This is a genomic window from Elioraea tepida (genome assembly GCF_019203965.1).
GTDB classification, from domain to species: domain Bacteria; phylum Pseudomonadota; class Alphaproteobacteria; order Acetobacterales; family Acetobacteraceae; genus Elioraea_A; species Elioraea_A tepida.
Genome location: NZ_CP076448.1, coordinates 907,836 through 923,130, shown reverse-complemented (window position 1 = coordinate 923,130; position 15,295 = coordinate 907,836). Strand labels below are relative to the sequence as shown.

Here is a 15,295-nt window from a genome sequence, read left to right as displayed (position 1 = left end):
GGGGCGAGGCGGCCGGGCTTGCAGCCTGCGTGGGCTTCCGTTAGACCACCGCCATCGCCCGATGGCGACGGCGCGCGCCCGTAGCTCAACTGGATAGAGCACCAGACTACGGATCTGGGGGTTGTGGGTTCAAATCCTGCCGGGCGCGCCAATCTCTTCAAGCACTAAGCCACTTTCCGGCGCGGTCCCAAAACATCTTTTCCGGCCAATGGACCCGGTGCGGACACCGCCAGCGGCGCTAGAATGCCCCCATGCCGCGTCGCCCACGGACCCGCCGCCATGCACCCCAGGTCGCATCATCGGCCCCGCCGCCCCTGCACGAGCCATCCGCCTGGCGCCTCCAGCACGGCGACTTCACCCCGCCCGTGCGCGAGGCCGACCCGGAAACCGGTCTCACCGTCATCCACCGCCGCGCCATCGACACCCTCGGCCAGATGCTGAGCAACGGCACCATCACCGCCGACATGCACGATGCCGGGCAGGTGTTCCGATCGGCCTTCCGCGCCGCCGCCCTCGACCCGCTCCGTGCCCGGTCGCTCGTCTGGGTGCCGGCCACCACCGGCGAGACGCTCACCGAACGCACCGCCGCCGCGCGCGAGCGCGTCGCACGGGCCCTCGATGCCCTCGGCGGCCCGGCAAGCCCGGCCGGCTCCGCCGTCTGGCACGTGGTCGGCTGCGAGCAATCAATCCGCGAATGGGCGACGCTTCGCGGCATGCATCACGTCGCGGCCGGCGGCGTGCTGGTCGCCGCGCTTGGCGTCCTCGCCAAGCACTACGGCCTCGCGCCGCGCCGGCGCCCCGAGACGGCAACCGCCCCGGCATAGGCCGGGGCGGTGCTGGCGGGGCGTCGCGGCCCGTCAGGCGGCCCGCTTTGTCTCGCGGTAGAGCCGCCGGGCGCGGCCCGGCTCGGCGATCTCGGCCTCGGCCTCCTCCGCCGCCGCCGCGGCGGTGGGAAGCGGGTCGTAGGATTCCGCGACCATCACCCGCGTGCCTTCCTTCTCTGCCATCAGGGTCCAGTGCCAGCCCTCGGCGCTATTGGTCAGGTTGATCTCGAAGTGCTACATCGTTGCCTCCTTGGTTTGGCGTTAGCGGTAAGCGCAGTCAGCCGTGACGCGGCTCCGGTGTGGACTGCTGTCTGAGCATCGGCGGATGCTCAGAGAGCATCGCCGTCAATCGGCCTCCGTGTCCGGTCGGCCAAGCCGCGCCCGCAGCCGCGCGAATGCCTCGGCCAAGTCCGCCGCTGTATATTCGTGCTCAACCATGTGAGATGGGCGCTCGTCGTCGAGCGAGAACCGCCTCCCCCGAGGCTGGTCAAGACCCCAGCCGGCGATCGCCTCCGCGGCAAGCTCGGCGTCGGTTGCCTCGTCGAAGTTCCGCCGCGTCTCAGCCGGCGATGCATGGCCGCAGGCCGTCGCCCACGCCTCGGCGATCGCGTCGAGCATCTCGGCCCGCGTCCGGTAGAGCGAGCCGGCCCACTCCTTATAGGTGCTCATCGGCCCGCCTCCCGCGCCTCGATGGCGCGCACTGCAAGGTCGCGCCACCGCGCGAGCGCCTTCGGGGTGGTGCTGATCGGGTTGATCGGCACCGCCCGCAGCCCGGCCGCGTCGCCGGCCTTCGCGAGCTCGACCAAGCGCTCAAACTTGCGCCGGTAGGGCGCGTGGGTCGGCGCGGAGAAGTCCGGCGCGGGCGGGATCTCGCCGCGTGCCGCCGCCTCCTCCGCCGCGCGCCAGAAGCCGCGGCCGGCCCGAGGCGCGTTCGCCGCCGCCTCGGCCGGCTCCTCCTCCGCCGTGATCACAAGCTGGGTGTCGGTAAGCTTCATGGTTGGTCTCCTTGATCCGCGGCGATCCGCCGCCACGCGGACACACAGCCGCAAAGCGGGCGGCGCAGGACTTTCTGAGACAGCGGAGCCGGCATGCTCTCCTAGCGACTGAACCACCCCGAACCCCGAACCCCGAACCCGGTTCGGGGGGCTGCCGCTAGCGATGCCGCGGGCCGAAGCCCCCCGCATATGCCGACCGCCAGGGTGGAACCGCGGCTTGCCGGGCGGGTGGCGCGCATCGAGCGGCGGCTCGACCTCGGCGAGCGCTAGTTGCCTCCTCCGTGAGGGGGTTCAGCCCGAAGACCAGGCCGGGCACCGGCCGGCCGTGATGGTGCGTGAGTCGGGGAGGGTGGGCGAGCCCCGCTATTGCGTGTGGTCGGCCGTGCCCGCGACCACACGTGCGGCTAGCGGCGCCTACCGCGCTCCGCCGCCGCGGCGATCAACGTGATCGCGCGGCGCGCGGCCGATGCCCGGTGGTCGGGGTCGTTGTCTCCAAGCGCTTGCTTGATCGCCTCGGCCAGGCGCGGGTCGGCCTCGGCGAGGCGCTCGATCGCTCGGCGGGCCGAGGCGAGGCGCTGCTCGGCGGCGAGGGCCCGGCCGAGGCGGGCGGTGGCGGGGGGCATCATCGCTGGCGTTCCAGGCGCGCGAGCCTGAGCCATGCCGGGTCGTCGTCGTGCCGGCGCAGCGTCTGGCGGGCGATCGCGCCGAGGATCAGCCTCAGCGCGTTGCTGCGGCGGGCGATGATCCATAGGGCTATCTCGTCGCACGTGGCGTCGCGCGGAAGGGCCGCGGCCGCTTCGCGAATGAGGCGCTCGAAGGGGGGCAGCATCAGAACCCCGCGCGCTGGCGTTCGGCGAGCGTCGTCTCGCCCTGCCGGGGCGCGCGGGTCACGCGCGACCACAGGGTCGCCGGATCGGGCTGCGTGCCGGTCGCGAGGGCGATCGGGTCGGGAGCGGATCGATGCCATCTCGGATCGATATGCGTCGCGTCCTGCCGCTCGGCGGCCTCGCGCAGGATCTGCTTGCCGAGGTCGACCGGCGACCAGCCGCGCGCCAGGGCCTCGGCGACCAGCCGTTCGCGCGTGGCCGCACGCTCCTCCGGCGGGATCATGGAGGCGCCGACCGCGAACGTCTCTTCGACCAGGCGCGCCCAGGCCGGATGGCCGGGGCGGACAGTCGCGGGGTCGACCCGCTTGGGCGCGGCGGGCTCGGGCGGCACCAGGTCGCCGGGGCGGACGCGGGTCCAGTCCGCTCCACCCTCGAAGGCGGCGGCGACGGCCTCGCGTGCCAGCCGCGCCGCGAAGCCGGCATCCGTGACCCCGACCGGCTCGACCGCGTATCGCTTCGCTGCCGGATTGAGCCTGACCAGCACGAGGGCGGAGCGGCATTCCTCGGCGTTCGGGTCGCTGGCGAGGATGACGGGCAAGCCGGCGGCATCAGCGGCGACGGCCCAGGTGATGACATTCGTTGCGGTTATGGTCTGGTTCCTTTCATGCGAGGGGGCGGGGCGTGCTGGCGAGCGCCAGCGGGTCGGGCAGCGGCGCAGGCTCGGGCGCGATGACGCGGTAGCGGTGCAGGCGCGCCCATTGATGCAGCCGCGCCGGGCCGTCGCCCTTGATGACGCGCAGGAGGCGAACCGTGCGGGCGGTCTCATCGACATCGACAAGCAGCGCGACGCCTTCGAGGCGTCCGGCTGCATCAAGAGCGTCTTCCTGCGGGCTCATGATCCTGTGCCAGAAGCCCGTCTCGGCATCGCGCGTGATCAGCACGACATGCCCGGTCATCGGCCGGCCTCCACCATCAGGATGAGCAGCGGATCGGCCTCGGGCCGCTCGGCGAGCCGGTCGAGCGGATCGCCGAGGGCGTGAAGCGCCGCGCGTTCGAGAAGCTCGGCCTGCCGGAGCCGGGCGCGGGCTTCGGCGAGCAGGCGGGGGCGGTCGCGCAGCAGCGGCGCGTCGGGGTCGGCGCCGATCGTGCGCGCGATCGCGGCGGCGAGTTCCTGCGGCACGACGGCGGCGAGCAGCGCGAGCGGCCGGAGGGGGCGGTGATCTTCGGTGCTGAGGCCAGGCGTCGCCTCGCGGATGGTGAATTCGGTTCCGTTCCACTTCACCGCCGCGCCGAAGCCTGACTCGGCGCCGTATCGTTCGACGGCGGCGAGCGCGAGCGCGAAGGCTTCATGCTCATTGGGCCGTGCGGTGCTGATCCGCTCGATCTCGGCGGCCGCCTCGGCGATGGTTTCGCGCGCGCCGCGCAACGCGGCCTCGGCCTTCTTGGCGTCCACCGCCGGCAGTTCCACCGGCTTGAACGGCGGGCGGCTACGGCCGAGCGCGGTGACGATGCGATTGCGCAGCGCGGTGACGGGCGCCGCCTCGGCAGCGTGCTGGCGCTGCCGGTCGCGCAGGCGGGCCACCTCGCCCTGCGCCTCGGCGAGCCGGTCGCCCTCGGCGACGATGCGGCGGACGTGCTGGCGCTGGGGGTCGGAGTAGTGCTCGGGCCAGCGATCGCGCTTGGCCATCGCGCGCGCATCGTCGAGCGTCGCGACCTCCGGCAGGCCGGCCGAGCGGATCGCGGCGGCGACGTCGATCGAGACGCGCCCGGCCCGATCCTCGGCGGCATTGATGTGCGCGGTGAGCGCGACGCTGCGGTCCCGCGCTTCGGTCGCCGCGTCATCCAGGCGGCGGAGGAGCGCGACGGCCTCGGGCGGGAGGTGCTGCGTCAGCCCCTCGGGCGTCCGGTAGCTGAACGCGGTCTCGCGCTCGGCCGCGTCGGCGATGCGGTCGCGCGGCGTCGGGTCGCCCGCGCGGTCGATCGCGCGCGACCAGATGGGATCGAGGTCCGCCGAGGCGGCGGCGGGCTGCGGCGCGGGCGCGGGCGCCGGCGGCTCGGCCGTCATCCGCCGGGCGAGGTCGGCCAGGCGGGGGTGGCTCATGAAATCGGAGGGGATCACCTGTCGATAGGGCATGGTCATGGTCCTTCAGCGCGCGGGGTCAGGCCGTCCGGCGCGGCGCGCGGCGCAGCCGGGGCGGGGTCGGGATCGTCGGGCGGCAAGCCGCCGGCGGCGAACATGACGCGGTCGTCTTCGGCGGGGTGCGGCGGCTCACAGCATTCGGCGCACCGCCAGCCGGTCCCGGGCAGGCACCACCACACGGCGACCGTGCCCGGCTGCGGCGGGCCGCAGACCACACAGAAGTCTCGGCCTTCGATCAGCGGCGAGGGCCTTGTGCCGTACGGGGGCCGGGCCTCGGGGGCGCGGGCGCCGGCGGCGCGCTCGAGCGCGAGCCAGGCGCGCAACGGCTCGGCGTGCTGGCGGGCATGCTCGCCTAGCGCCTTGGGCACCGCGCCGAGGCCGGTGGGGATGATCTTGTCGTCAGGGCCGAGCCGCATCTCAACACCATTGGCGCGCACCGCCGCCGCGACGCGCCAACCCGTGACGTGAATCACCGGCGCACGCTGGAACGTCGCGAGCCGGCGACGGCGCGGGCCGTCGAGCGCGCCGATCAGCAAGCCTTCAGCGAGCGGGTCGGGGTCGCCCGACCTCCACCCGGCGGCTTCAGCCGGAGGCGCGGCACGCTCGGCGGCGGCCTCCGCGATCCTGATCGCGGCCGGCAGGGCGCTCGCGATTAAGCCGGGCGCGCCGTCCGGCTCATCCGCGAGCGGCTCGAACACGGCCACATCGGTGCAGTTGTGCCGCTCGATCCGCGCGCGGCCGGCCTCAGCCCGGCGCCTCATCGCGGCAAGCCAGGCGGGTGGGAGTTCGGAGTGAGCGGCGGCAAGTAGCGCGGCCCGAACCTCGTCCCGGCGCGCCCGGAGCTCGGCGAGCAGGGCGGGCGGCGGCGGCCGGGCCGCCTCTAGCTCGAGAGCCCCGTCCTCCCCGAGCCGCATGCGAACCCCGGCGGCTTCGGCGCGGGCGATGAGCGCCGAGGCGGTCATAGCTTGGCCCGCCATGCCGGGGCACCCTCCGCGCGGGCGCTAGAAAGGGTAGGGGCGCTACCGTCCAAACCGTCCAATCGTCCAAGGCCCGCGCCGAAACCGTTGCCGTTCAATGGGTTAGTGTGGTTCGTTTGGTGGACGGTAGAATGGACGGTAGCTTGATCGTCGGGGCTGCTACCGTCCAAACGCCGGTCCCTCTGGACGGTAGGCGCGGGCGATTGGACGGTAGGCGTGGCATTGGCCGCCACACCGTCCATGGAACGGCCTGCCGGTATGCTATTGATATCCCTTATGTTTTTCAGACGGGCTGGACGATTGGACGGTTTGGACGGTAGCGCCCCCGCCTTTTCCAGGCGCTGAAGCGATATGGTCCGCGCCCGGCTGAGATTGGCCGCTCGCTCGAAGCCAACATCGATGCCGGCGGAGCGGAGCAGGGGGGCCGCCCGCCGGAGGCGCCCCGCCATGGCACGGGGCGTTGCAGGCCACGTCTTCGCCGCGACCACCCGCTCGCCAGCGATCGGCGCAAGCGCCTCGAGCAGCTCCGCTGCCGTCCCCTTCCAATTGCCCCTTTCGTCCACCAGCGACCGCACCGCCGCCGCCACGGCATCGCCTTCGATGGTTGTCTCGGTCGCGGCCGCGCGGTTGCGGTCGTAGGCGGCCATGAATGTGCCCGCCGGCCACAAAGCCGTTTCACAGGCGGTCGCCCATATCGCGAAGTCGGCCATCCTCGGCAGGCGGGAGAGGCCGACGTCCGGCAAATGCGCCAAGCCGTGCGCTACCGCATCAAGCAGCGCCCCGAGGATACGCGGCCGGGCCGCGTTCAGTGCCGCGTCGAGCTCGGCCTCCGGGCGGCGCGCCGCCTCCTGGATCGGCTCAAGCGTGATGAAGACCGAACGATCGGCGAGGTCCGCGCGCCCGATGTAATCCTCGATGCCGGTGAGAATGATCGGGCGGCACGCGTCGAAGAGGGCCTCATCGGCGTCCGAGTAGAGCTGCCGGGTCGCGAAGCCGCCGCCCGTCGCGAGGCGACATAGCGTGTCGGAAAGCCAAGACTGAAGACCCGACACGTTATCGAACGCGACCACGTGCGCGTTGGTCGCCGCGATGAAGAGGTCCCTATCCTCCCGCGGCGGGGCGCGGAGCGGCGTCGCGTTCGGATCGACCAGCGATCGCAGGGCGCGGGCCGCGCTCGACTTCGCCGAGCCATGCTCACCGGCAAGCGCGAGAACCGGGTAAGGGCCGCGCGGCCGGAACGCCGCAAGCAGGCACGACACGACGAGGACAAAGTCCTCATCGCTGGCGACGTTGAGGAAGCGCCGGAGCTCATCGATCGATCCGCCACGCTGCGGATCCGGTAGGGCGAGCATGCCGGCGGCGCGTCTGAATCTGACAGGACACTCCGAATATGGAATGATGTGCCAGCCTGCTGGCGTGACTTCGACAACCCGCCAGTCCGGGCTGCCGAGATCGATCCAGATGCGGCGATCGTCGCCGGCCACGCGCAGATGCACCGCGCGCGCCTCGCCCGCAAAATGCGCTTTGGCTTCGAGCACGCCGAGTGCGCTTTGCACTGCCTCCGAGTTCGGCGCGCCGTCGGTCTCTTCGAAGTAGCGGCGCGTAAGCCAGCGCCTGAACCCCTTGGACCGGAGCGGCCAGGTCTCGCGGTGGTCCGCGATCTCCATGTCCGCGTAGCAGACGTGATTGCTGTCGTGGAACAGATCTGCCTCGCTGCCGAGCCGGACGAGAATGTCGGCCTGGGTCGCACGCTGGCTTCCTTCGTCCCCCGCGGCGGCCGCGATTGCGTGATCAAGCGCCGTGACGCGCACGCCGGCCTGCTTGAGCCGAGCGCGCGCCGTTTCGAATGCGGCGCGATCGTCGCGGCGAAGCGCGGCGAGGACCTCGATAGCCGCCGGCGTGAAGGCGGCGCCGGGATCATCGGCCGCCGCAGCGACGATCTCATCAATTGTCGGCGCCGGCTCGTCCGGCTCCGCATCGAGTTCTGGAAAGGCCTCGATGGACTCCGCCGGGTCCGTAAGCCCATGAAGCCGGCGCATCTCAGCCCGCGCGCGGTCCTCGGCCATCACCGAGCCCTCCGGTCCGTAAGGAGCGCCTCGAACGGCACGCCGGCGGCGCGCGCGATGAATGCTACCGCCTGGCCCGGCCGGCAGCCTCGAACCGCAGCGACGAGCTCGACCAAGTCTCGGCCCCATCGCTCGCCGCGACGCCAGCGGCCGCTCCAGTCGCCGACCGCGGTCGAGGGCGGGCCGACGAAGACATGGACGCCATCGAAACGGTTAGGCCACCACACAGTCTCGCCGGGCCTGAAGGTCACGATGCGCCGCCCGAGCAGCGCCGGCCCCCAAAAAGACAGCGACTCGGCGGCGAGCGCGCCGGCGAGCGCGAAGTCCACGCGCCGGCCCGGCATGAGGTCTCGATTACTCATCTCTCTCCTCCTTCAGCCGCGCGGGCTTGCGGAGGCGCTGCCGGGCGGAGTATACGATTGGTGTCGACTTCGATCGTTTCTCCGCCCGCGTGTGCCGCCCCCCGGCCGCGCGGGCTTTCTCGTGTCAGCCATGGAACGGCCGCCCGGCGCCACTGAAATCACGCAGCGCTGCGCGCCTCCGCGGCCCGGCTTCGATGCCGGCGGCGCTCGATCCATTCGATGACGTCACGTTCGGCATAGGCGATCCGCCGGGGCGACAACCGGACATACGCCGGCCCCTGGCCATCGATACGCATGCGTTCCAGAGTGCGCAGCGACACGCCGAGAATCTCGGCGACTTCGTCGGAGGAGAGGAGCTTCATCATCGGCCGACCCTCGTTCTGGAGCGCCAGGCGGCGCGGTCGGCCGATCTATCTATAGGGTCGCGCGGGGGCCGTCGTGGGAATTATCAGGGGTCGTTTTTTCCCCACCTACCGCGGTGCAACAAAGCGCCCCTGCCGGACTACCGGCCCGAAGCCCGGCGCGTCCTCATCGATCCAGTAGAGCCCCGGCCACGGGCCGCGCTCGCGCGCCCGCGCGACGGCCGCGCGCGCCTTCCTGATCGCGTCGGCCGTCCGCTTTTCCTCATCTGCGACCAGCGCGTCCGCGAGCCGCGCGCTCAGCGCCGGTGCCGGGCCGCGGAAGTCGCGCTCGATCAGTCCCCACATGTAGTAATCGCGGTGAAGTTCGGCGCGGACGCGGTCGCGTTGCGCCCGCGTCGTTCGCTTCGCCGCGCGACCGGCCGCGTCGGGATCACGAAGCCAGGCGGCGACCAGCGCCGCGACCTCGGGATGCAGCGGCAGGCACATCGGCGGACCGGCGGCGGCGACCAGCCAGGCGGCGGCGGCGGTGCTGCCCGCGAGCGCGGCCTCGATCGTGTCGATCAAGGCGTTCCACTTCGCCTTCGCGGCGAAGCGCGGGATGTGCTTCCACTCGGGCGCCTGGCGCGCGGCGCGGATCAGCGCCGCCCGGGCCGCCCGCTCCCAGGCTTCATCGGCCGCCGCCACCGCACGCCACCACGTGGCCGGCCCAGGCTTCGAGCGCGGCGCGGCGCTCGGCCAGGAACTCGGCGCGCTGATAGACCGCGGCCACGCCGCTGATCGTCCCGCCGACGTGGTTCAGCAGCCGGTCGCAGACATGCGGCGGGAAGCCCGCGCCGGCTAGCCAGGTCACGCCACTGCGGCGGAAGTCATGAAGCACCCAAGGTGCGGGCGGCGCGCGCCCGGCTTCGGCGCATTCCGCCGCGATCGCCGCGTCGAGCCGCCGCTTCACCCAGTTCCAGCCCGAGATCGGCCCGCCGCGCGGCAGCACGCCGAAGACGAGCCGCGCGGGCTCCGGCGCCGGGTCGGGCTCGTCCTCGCGCAGGCCGATGCGGAGGAGCTCGCGCAGCAGCGCGCGCGGGCGGCGCGAGATGCACGACATGCGGGCGGGCGTTCTTCGAGCGCCCGGCCGGCAGCGTCCATGTCGACATGTCGGGCGCGAGCTCGCCCCAGGTCATGCCGGCCGCCTCGTCGCGCCGGCAGAGCGTGAGCATCAGGAAGCGCACCGCCTGGCCGTAGGGCGTGCCGAGCGTGCCGGCGGCGCGCCAGACCATGCCGATCTCCTCCGGGCCGAGGGCGCGATCGCGCGCGGCGCCCGAGCCTTTCGGGGCGGGCAGGCCGTGGAACGGATTGACGGTCACGATCCGGCGCTTCATCGCCCAGCCGAAGCAGGCGCGCGCGTAGGCGAGCGCGTTGCGCGCCGCGCCGGGCCGGCCGGCGAGCGCCAGGCGATCGAGCACGCGCGCGGCGAGCGCGTGATCGATGCGCACCGCCGCCGTGCCGAGATGCGCGCGGAACGTCGTCTTCAGCGCCCGCGTCGCCTCGGCGGCGTAGCGCGGCCGGCGATAGGCGAGATGGAGCCGCGCCCAATCGTCGATCAGCCTGCCGAAGGTCAGGCCGTCCGTCTCACGCGCCCGCCTGCGCTCGGCGACCACGTCCTCGCCGAGGGCGACGCGGCCGAGCATCGCGCGGGCTGCCTGGCGCGCCTGTTCGAGCGTGATCGCGCCGAAGCGGCCGAGCTTCTCACGGCAGCGCCGGCCGCTGCGCGGATCGGTCCAGGAGCAATAGAAGGTCTTGGTGCCGCCGAGGACGCGCACGCGCAGGCCGCGGACGAGGAGGTCGGAGAGCCAGAGCTCGCGCCGGCCGGGCGGGCAGGAGGCGGCGTCGAGCATGCGCTCGGAGAGCCGGACGGGATGGCGGTGCGCGGCCATCATATTGCCGCGCGCACCATCATATTGCGGACGCGGACCCCTATCGGACACGGCGGGCGGCGTTTCGTGGCGTCTCATGGCGGCAACCGTATGGTGGTCGCCGCGCGGAAAGCAAGGCAGAGTCGGCGCTTGGCGGCTGTTGTCGCCTTGTGGACACTCGTCCGCTCGGACTACGGATCTGGGGGTTGTGGGTTCAAATCCTGCCGGGCGCGCCAGTCGACCCTGCCGCACGGCGCCAATGTGTGCCGCCGCGCGGCACGTCCGGTCCCGCCTCCGCTGCTTGACGCTGTCGCCCCGACGGCGCTTTGACCGCCCGGCCTCCGGTGCCCGTGCAGCCGCGATCGCGTCGCGGAACCCGCTCCTGATCCAACGGCGCGCGGCTAACCGACAGCGTGTCAGGCGGCGAGCGGGGCGCGGGCGAGGTGCCGCACACCCATCTCCTCGAGCGTGTCGGCGATCGCTGCCGTGGCCCGGCGCATGTCGTCCGGGAAGAGGTGGCCGATCGCGCCGACGCGGAAGGTCGGCACGCTGGTCGTCGAGAAGTTCGAGATCAAGAAGCCCCGGCGCTTCAGCGCATCGACGAAGGGCTGAAGCGCGAAGGCCTGGTCGGGCGGCTGGTGCATCGTGACGATGATCGGCCCCTGGCGATCGCGCGGCACCCATGGGGTGAGGCCGAGCGCGGCGAGGCCGTCATAGAGGATACGTGCGTTCTCGGTGTAGCGGGCGAGACGCGCGGGCTGCCCGCCTTCCGCCTCGAACAGCTCGAGCGCCACCTCGAGCGCGGCAAGCGACTGGATCGGCGGGGTGAAGCGGATCGAGCCCCAGCCGTAGCTTCGCGCATGGTGCAGCAGGTCAGAGAGGTCGAGGCTCCAGCTCCCGGCATTGCCGCGGCAGGCCTCGAGACGATCCACCCGCGCCACCGCGACACCGATCCCGGGCATCGCCTCGAGGCATTTGTTCGAGGAGAAGACGATCGCATCCGTCTCCGGATGGGCGCCGAGATCGAACGGGATCGCCCCGAAGGCCGAGACAGCATCGACGATCAGCCGCCGCCCCGCCGCCCGAACCGCGGCGGCGATCTCCTCGACCGGGTTGATCACCGAGGTCGACGTCTCGCTGTGCACCACTGCGACGGTGCCGATCGAGGGGTCCTCGGCAAGCGCCTTTTCCACCATCTGCGCGGTGGCAAGTTCGCCTTCCGGGATCTCGATCGCAACAGCGACCCGCCCCGCCTCGCGGGCAAGCCGGATCATCCGCGTCCCGTAGTTCCCGTTGTTCGGGATCAGAACCTTCGTCCCCGGCGCGACGAAGGTGCGGAGTGCGGCCTCGACGATGAAATGGCCGCAGCCCTGCAGGGGGAGGCAGACATGCTCACCCTCGATGCCGCCGGCGATCGCCCGCAGGCGCTCGCGCAGGGCGGCATAGCGCGTGCGCGTGTCGTTGTCCCAGGGCGCGATGTCCTGCGCCATGGTGGCCTTTACGCGCGGGTGGGTCTGAACCGGGCCGGGGATGAGGAGAAGCGGGGGCTCTGTCATCGTCCCCTGATGCCACCGTCTCGGTGCGGTTTCCAGTGCCGGCCGTTCGGCGGTGCCATCGGCCCCGCTCATGCGACGAGCGCCGCCCCGATCTCGCGCAGGAGCTTGCGTCGAATGGCTTCGGCAAAGTCCTCGTAGGTCTCCGCGCGCAGTACAAACGCGCCCGGGCCGGTGATCACCTCCTCGGCGTAATAGGCCTCGAGCTCGGGCTCCTCGTGGACGACGGCGAGCGCGTTGACCGTGATGCCGAGAGCCTCCGCGGCCGCACGCCCGGCGCGTGCCGGGACGCCGGCGTTGGCGGGCCCGTCGCCGGAGACATCGATCACCCGCCGCGCCGCCGGGAAGGGGCAGCGGGCGAGAAGGGCAGCGGAAGCCATGAGCGCCTCGCCGAGCGCGGTCGCCCCGGGCGGGAGGATGCGCGGGGTCGCGTCGATCGCCGCCGCCACGGCCTCCGCCTCCTCCGCCCCGCCGACTCTGCTCCAGGTAACAGCGAGATCGTGCTCGCCCGGGCCGGCCCAGAGGAGGACGGCGACGGCGACCGCCCCGCGCGGCCCCGAGGTGGCGCGCGCAATGAGCTCGGCGTCCCGGAACGCCGCGGCGTAGCCGCCCATCATCAGGCCGAACTCGGCGAAATCGACGCTCGCCGAGACATCGACCGCGAGCGCGAGCGCGAGATCGACCGGCTCTGCCGTGGCCACGGGAAGGGCAGTCGGAAGGAGGGCGGAGGCGAGGGCGGCGCGTCGGGTGATCGGCATGGACGGAAGTTGCCGCAGGAGGCGGCGGCGGCACCAGCCCCAGGTCCGCCCTCGCACGCCGCGGTGGCGGTGCGTGACACCGAATTTAGCTGCCCTTCCACCACGGCGCTGTTACGCTATGAAGAGCAGAGGGGACGTCGGCGAATGCCGAGGCGGGGACACTCCTGCCCAGATCCTGATCTACAGGGGCGGGCTGCGCGCGGCGGCCCGGGTCAAGGGGGCTTCGGTGCTGGACACCACCCGACAGTCCGTGCCTGCGACGACGGCGCCGCCGCACCGGCACGACGACTTCATGGCGCCCTCTGCGCACCTGCCGGTCTCTGAGTTGATGTTGCATCTCGCGCGCGACTGGCCGGCCGAGCGGATCACGCTCGGCGAGCTGATCCATGCCTTCGGCACACGCGGCTACGGGGTGCTCGTCATCCTCTTCGCGATTCCAAACCTGATCCCGATCTACATTCCGGGCTGGTCGCCGATCTTCGGCATTCCGCTCTTTATCGTCTGCATGCAGATGGCGCTCGGTCTGCCCGAGCCGCGGCTTCCGGAGGTTCTGACGCGGAGGTCGCTGAAGAAGACCGACCTTCTGATGATCGTCGAGAAGTCGATGCCGTGGCTCAAGCGAATCGAACGCCATGTCCGGCCGCGGCCCTCGCTTCTGACCGGCGCGATCGGCGCACGGCTGATCGGCTTCTACGGCGCGTGGCTCGCTTTCCTCGTCACCATCCCGCTGCCGCTGACCAACGGGCCGACCAGCCTCGCCTGCGCGATCATGGCCTTCGGGCTGATGGAGGAGGACACGCGGCTGATCCTCGCCGGGGCCGTGGTCGGCGTCGGCGCCTCGGTGCTCGCGCTCTCGATCATCGGCGGCTTCGGATGGATCCTCGCCCAGGGGCTCGGCGTCATCTTCTGACCGGGATCGCGTCGCGACTCCTGTCAAGGGGTTGCGGCACGGAGACGACCGGTGCACGCTCGTTTGTGGCGTCGGTGGCCCGAGAGGACTGAAACGGGAACGGGGTGAGGGCCTTCCGTCCGGAGCCGCGGCCGCCCCCGCAACTGTAGGCGAGGAGTTTGTGGCGCAGGCCACTGGATGATGCGGCACCGCATCGTCTGGGAAGGCGGCAGGAGCGCAGGGCGATCGCCCTCCCTCGCGAGCCAGGAGACCGGCCGGCGCCAGTCATTCGCGCGCGCGGGGCGGGGTGAACCTGCGCAACGGACAGAAGTCCGCATGCGGCGACAACCGGGTGGGGTGTGTCGTGCCGCTGGGGGGCGGACGGACATGGTCATGACGCTTCGGTCCTGCCGCGCACGGCAGCGCTCCGCCTGTCCTCGACAGAAAAGGAGCACTGCATGCGCAACGCCTTCAGCGCGGGGACCTGCCTCGCCGCCCTCTTGCCCTGAGCCACACCGCGCCCGCCTTGGCGCAGGAGCAGGCATCGCCCTTACGCGCCCTGCCAGAGACGGTGGTCACGGCGACACGTATACCCACCCCCCTCGAGCGGATCGCCGCGGGCGTGACGGTGATCGACCGCCGCACCATCGAGGAGCGGGGCTACGCCACGCTCGCCGAGGCGCTGACGGCCGTGCCGGGGCTGCGGATCCGGTCCTCCGGCGGGCCCGGCGCCGAGGCTTTCGCCTTCATCCGCGGCGCCGAGAGCAAGCACACCCTCGTGCTGATCGATGGCGTCCCGGTCAACGACCCCTCGAACCCGGGCGGCGCGTTCGACTTCGGCAAGGACACGCTCGGCGATGTCGAACGCATCGAGATCGTGCGCGGCCCGATGTCGACGCTCTACGGCTCGAATGCCGTCGGCGGCGTTATCAACATCATCACCCGCCGTGCCACAGACCGCGCCGTCGCAGGCTCTGCCCAGATCGGCGCCGGCTACCCACGCGAGGCGTCGGGGCGAGTCTTCGCCTCCCTCCGTCACGGCCCCGTCGACGGCTCGATCAGCCTCGAGTCGCTCTCGCGGCACGGCTCGAACGCGATCGCCGACCGGTTGCGCTTGAACACAGGCGAACGCGACGGCTTCCGCGGCCAGACCGGGGCGGCGCGGCTTGGGCTGCAGCCAGCGCCCTGGGTCAGGCTCGACGTCTTCGGCAGGCAGCGCTACGCGGCCTATGGCCTCGACGGTTTCGACAACGCGGGGCGCCTCGTCGACGACCGGAACTACGAGGGGCGTGACAGGCTCGGCGTGTTCGGGGGAGCGGTGACGCTGACACCGCTCGGCGAGGCGCTTGAGACACGGCTCAGCGTGGTGCGCACACGCTATGTCCGGTCGCTCCGGAACCGGCCGGACGAGTTCTCTAACAGCCGCACGGACGACCGCTCTGAGGGGCAGCGTGACATCGTTTCGCTCGACAACACGCTGCGGCTTCCCGATCTCGGGCCGGTCGGCCTCGCGGCGGTGACGTTCGGGGCGTCGCGCCGGTGGGAGGGTCTAGACACAGACACGAGCTTCTCCAGCCTCAAGGAAACGGACCGGAGCGACGGCCTCTAAGCCGGGCTTCAGGGGCGCCTCTTCGG

General features: G+C 72.0%; 20 protein-coding genes, 1 tRNA gene and 1 riboswitch. Of the genes, 4 read left to right on the top strand and 17 right to left on the bottom strand.

Translation table 11 applies throughout. From position 1 onward, the window contains the following. Positions 1–74 precede the first annotated feature (74 nt). Positions 75–151 (top strand) — tRNA-Arg (locus KO353_RS04480). A gap of 100 nt (positions 152–251) precedes the next feature. Beyond that, positions 252–824, top strand: a complete 573-nt coding sequence (locus tag KO353_RS04475; protein ID WP_218286545.1) for a DUF6456 domain-containing protein — start codon at positions 252–254, stop codon at positions 822–824. A gap of 33 nt (positions 825–857) precedes the next feature. Here the strand turns inward: KO353_RS04475 and KO353_RS04470 are convergent, their stop codons facing one another. The 17 genes from KO353_RS04470 to KO353_RS04390 form a co-directional block, all read right to left on the bottom strand. Beyond that, on the bottom strand, positions 858–1,007 hold the full coding sequence (locus tag KO353_RS04470; protein WP_218286544.1) for a hypothetical protein: 150 nt from the start codon (positions 1,005–1,007) through the stop codon (positions 858–860). Positions 1,008–1,169: 162 nt separating this feature from the next. Further along, positions 1,170–1,493 carry a hypothetical protein gene (locus KO353_RS04465; RefSeq protein ID WP_218286543.1) on the bottom strand — a complete coding sequence of 108 codons (324 nt, stop codon included), beginning with the start codon at positions 1,491–1,493 and terminating at the stop codon, positions 1,170–1,172. Continuing rightward, the gene (locus KO353_RS04460; protein ID WP_218286542.1) at positions 1,490–1,819 is read right to left on the bottom strand and encodes a hypothetical protein; all 330 of its coding nucleotides are present in this window, start codon (positions 1,817–1,819) and stop codon (positions 1,490–1,492) included. Before KO353_RS04460 ends, KO353_RS04465 begins: the two co-directional genes overlap by 4 nt. A 404-nt stretch (positions 1,820–2,223) precedes the next feature. Beyond that, the gene (locus KO353_RS04455; protein WP_218286541.1) at positions 2,224–2,445 is read right to left on the bottom strand and encodes a hypothetical protein; all 222 of its coding nucleotides are present in this window, start codon (positions 2,443–2,445) and stop codon (positions 2,224–2,226) included. Next, positions 2,442–2,648, bottom strand: coding sequence for a hypothetical protein (locus KO353_RS04450; protein ID WP_218286540.1), 207 nt, complete (start codon positions 2,646–2,648; stop codon positions 2,442–2,444). Before KO353_RS04450 ends, KO353_RS04455 begins: the two co-directional genes overlap by 4 nt. Next, complete coding sequence (locus KO353_RS04445) at positions 2,648–3,244, bottom strand: hypothetical protein (RefSeq protein WP_218286539.1); 597 nt, start codon at positions 3,242–3,244, stop codon at positions 2,648–2,650. The genes KO353_RS04450 and KO353_RS04445 overlap by 1 nt, the downstream gene beginning before the upstream one ends. Before the next feature lie 64 nt (positions 3,245–3,308). Continuing rightward, positions 3,309–3,602: a hypothetical protein gene (locus KO353_RS04440; RefSeq protein ID WP_218286538.1), complete on the bottom strand. Its 294-nt coding sequence runs from the start codon at positions 3,600–3,602 to the stop codon at positions 3,309–3,311. Next, positions 3,599–4,780, bottom strand: a complete 1,182-nt coding sequence (locus KO353_RS04435) for a hypothetical protein (RefSeq protein ID WP_218286537.1) — start codon at positions 4,778–4,780, stop codon at positions 3,599–3,601. The genes KO353_RS04440 and KO353_RS04435 overlap by 4 nt, the downstream gene beginning before the upstream one ends. Positions 4,781–4,782: 2 nt before the next feature. Continuing rightward, on the bottom strand, positions 4,783–5,763 hold the full coding sequence (locus KO353_RS04430) for a hypothetical protein (protein WP_218286536.1): 981 nt from the start codon (positions 5,761–5,763) through the stop codon (positions 4,783–4,785). Continuing rightward, the gene (locus KO353_RS04425; protein WP_218286535.1) at positions 5,745–7,829 is read right to left on the bottom strand and encodes a hypothetical protein; all 2,085 of its coding nucleotides are present in this window, start codon (positions 7,827–7,829) and stop codon (positions 5,745–5,747) included. The genes KO353_RS04430 and KO353_RS04425 overlap by 19 nt, the downstream gene beginning before the upstream one ends. Next, complete coding sequence (locus KO353_RS04420) at positions 7,829–8,191, bottom strand: hypothetical protein (protein WP_218286534.1); 363 nt, start codon at positions 8,189–8,191, stop codon at positions 7,829–7,831. The genes KO353_RS04425 and KO353_RS04420 overlap by 1 nt, the downstream gene beginning before the upstream one ends. A 158-nt stretch (positions 8,192–8,349) precedes the next feature. Then, positions 8,350–8,556, bottom strand: coding sequence for a helix-turn-helix transcriptional regulator (locus KO353_RS04415; RefSeq protein ID WP_218286533.1), 207 nt, complete (start codon positions 8,554–8,556; stop codon positions 8,350–8,352). A 105-nt stretch (positions 8,557–8,661) separates the two neighbouring features. Further along, positions 8,662–9,237, bottom strand: a complete 576-nt coding sequence (locus KO353_RS04410) for a hypothetical protein (RefSeq protein ID WP_218286532.1) — start codon at positions 9,235–9,237, stop codon at positions 8,662–8,664. Beyond that, a complete protein-coding gene (locus tag KO353_RS04405) occupies positions 9,221–9,403 on the bottom strand; it encodes a site-specific integrase (protein WP_218286531.1) in 183 nt (60 codons plus the stop codon). Before KO353_RS04405 ends, KO353_RS04410 begins: the two co-directional genes overlap by 17 nt. A 16-nt stretch (positions 9,404–9,419) precedes the next feature. Continuing rightward, positions 9,420–10,484 (bottom strand): tyrosine-type recombinase/integrase, encoded by a 1,065-nt coding sequence (locus tag KO353_RS04400; protein WP_218286530.1) that lies wholly within the window; start codon positions 10,482–10,484, stop codon positions 9,420–9,422. A 392-nt stretch (positions 10,485–10,876) separates the two neighbouring features. Continuing rightward, positions 10,877–12,016 carry a 2-aminoethylphosphonate--pyruvate transaminase gene (locus KO353_RS04395; protein ID WP_218286529.1) on the bottom strand — a complete coding sequence of 380 codons (1,140 nt, stop codon included), beginning with the start codon at positions 12,014–12,016 and terminating at the stop codon, positions 10,877–10,879. A 68-nt stretch (positions 12,017–12,084) separates the two neighbouring features. Further along, the gene (locus tag KO353_RS04390) at positions 12,085–12,771 is read right to left on the bottom strand and encodes a DUF1194 domain-containing protein (RefSeq protein WP_218286528.1); all 687 of its coding nucleotides are present in this window, start codon (positions 12,769–12,771) and stop codon (positions 12,085–12,087) included. Positions 12,772–12,997: 226 nt separating this feature from the next. Between KO353_RS04390 and KO353_RS04385 the strand changes: the two genes are divergently transcribed. Both KO353_RS04385 and KO353_RS16825 read left to right on the top strand, forming a co-directional pair. Continuing rightward, positions 12,998–13,681: an exopolysaccharide biosynthesis protein gene (locus tag KO353_RS04385; protein WP_218286527.1), complete on the top strand. Its 684-nt coding sequence runs from the start codon at positions 12,998–13,000 to the stop codon at positions 13,679–13,681. 55 nt (positions 13,682–13,736) lie between these two features. Further along, a riboswitch (cobalamin riboswitch) is annotated at positions 13,737–13,954 on the top strand. A gap of 277 nt (positions 13,955–14,231) precedes the next feature. Further along, the gene (locus KO353_RS16825) at positions 14,232–15,269 is read left to right on the top strand and encodes a TonB-dependent receptor (protein WP_218286526.1); all 1,038 of its coding nucleotides are present in this window, start codon (positions 14,232–14,234) and stop codon (positions 15,267–15,269) included. Positions 15,270–15,295: the final 26 nt, after the last annotated feature.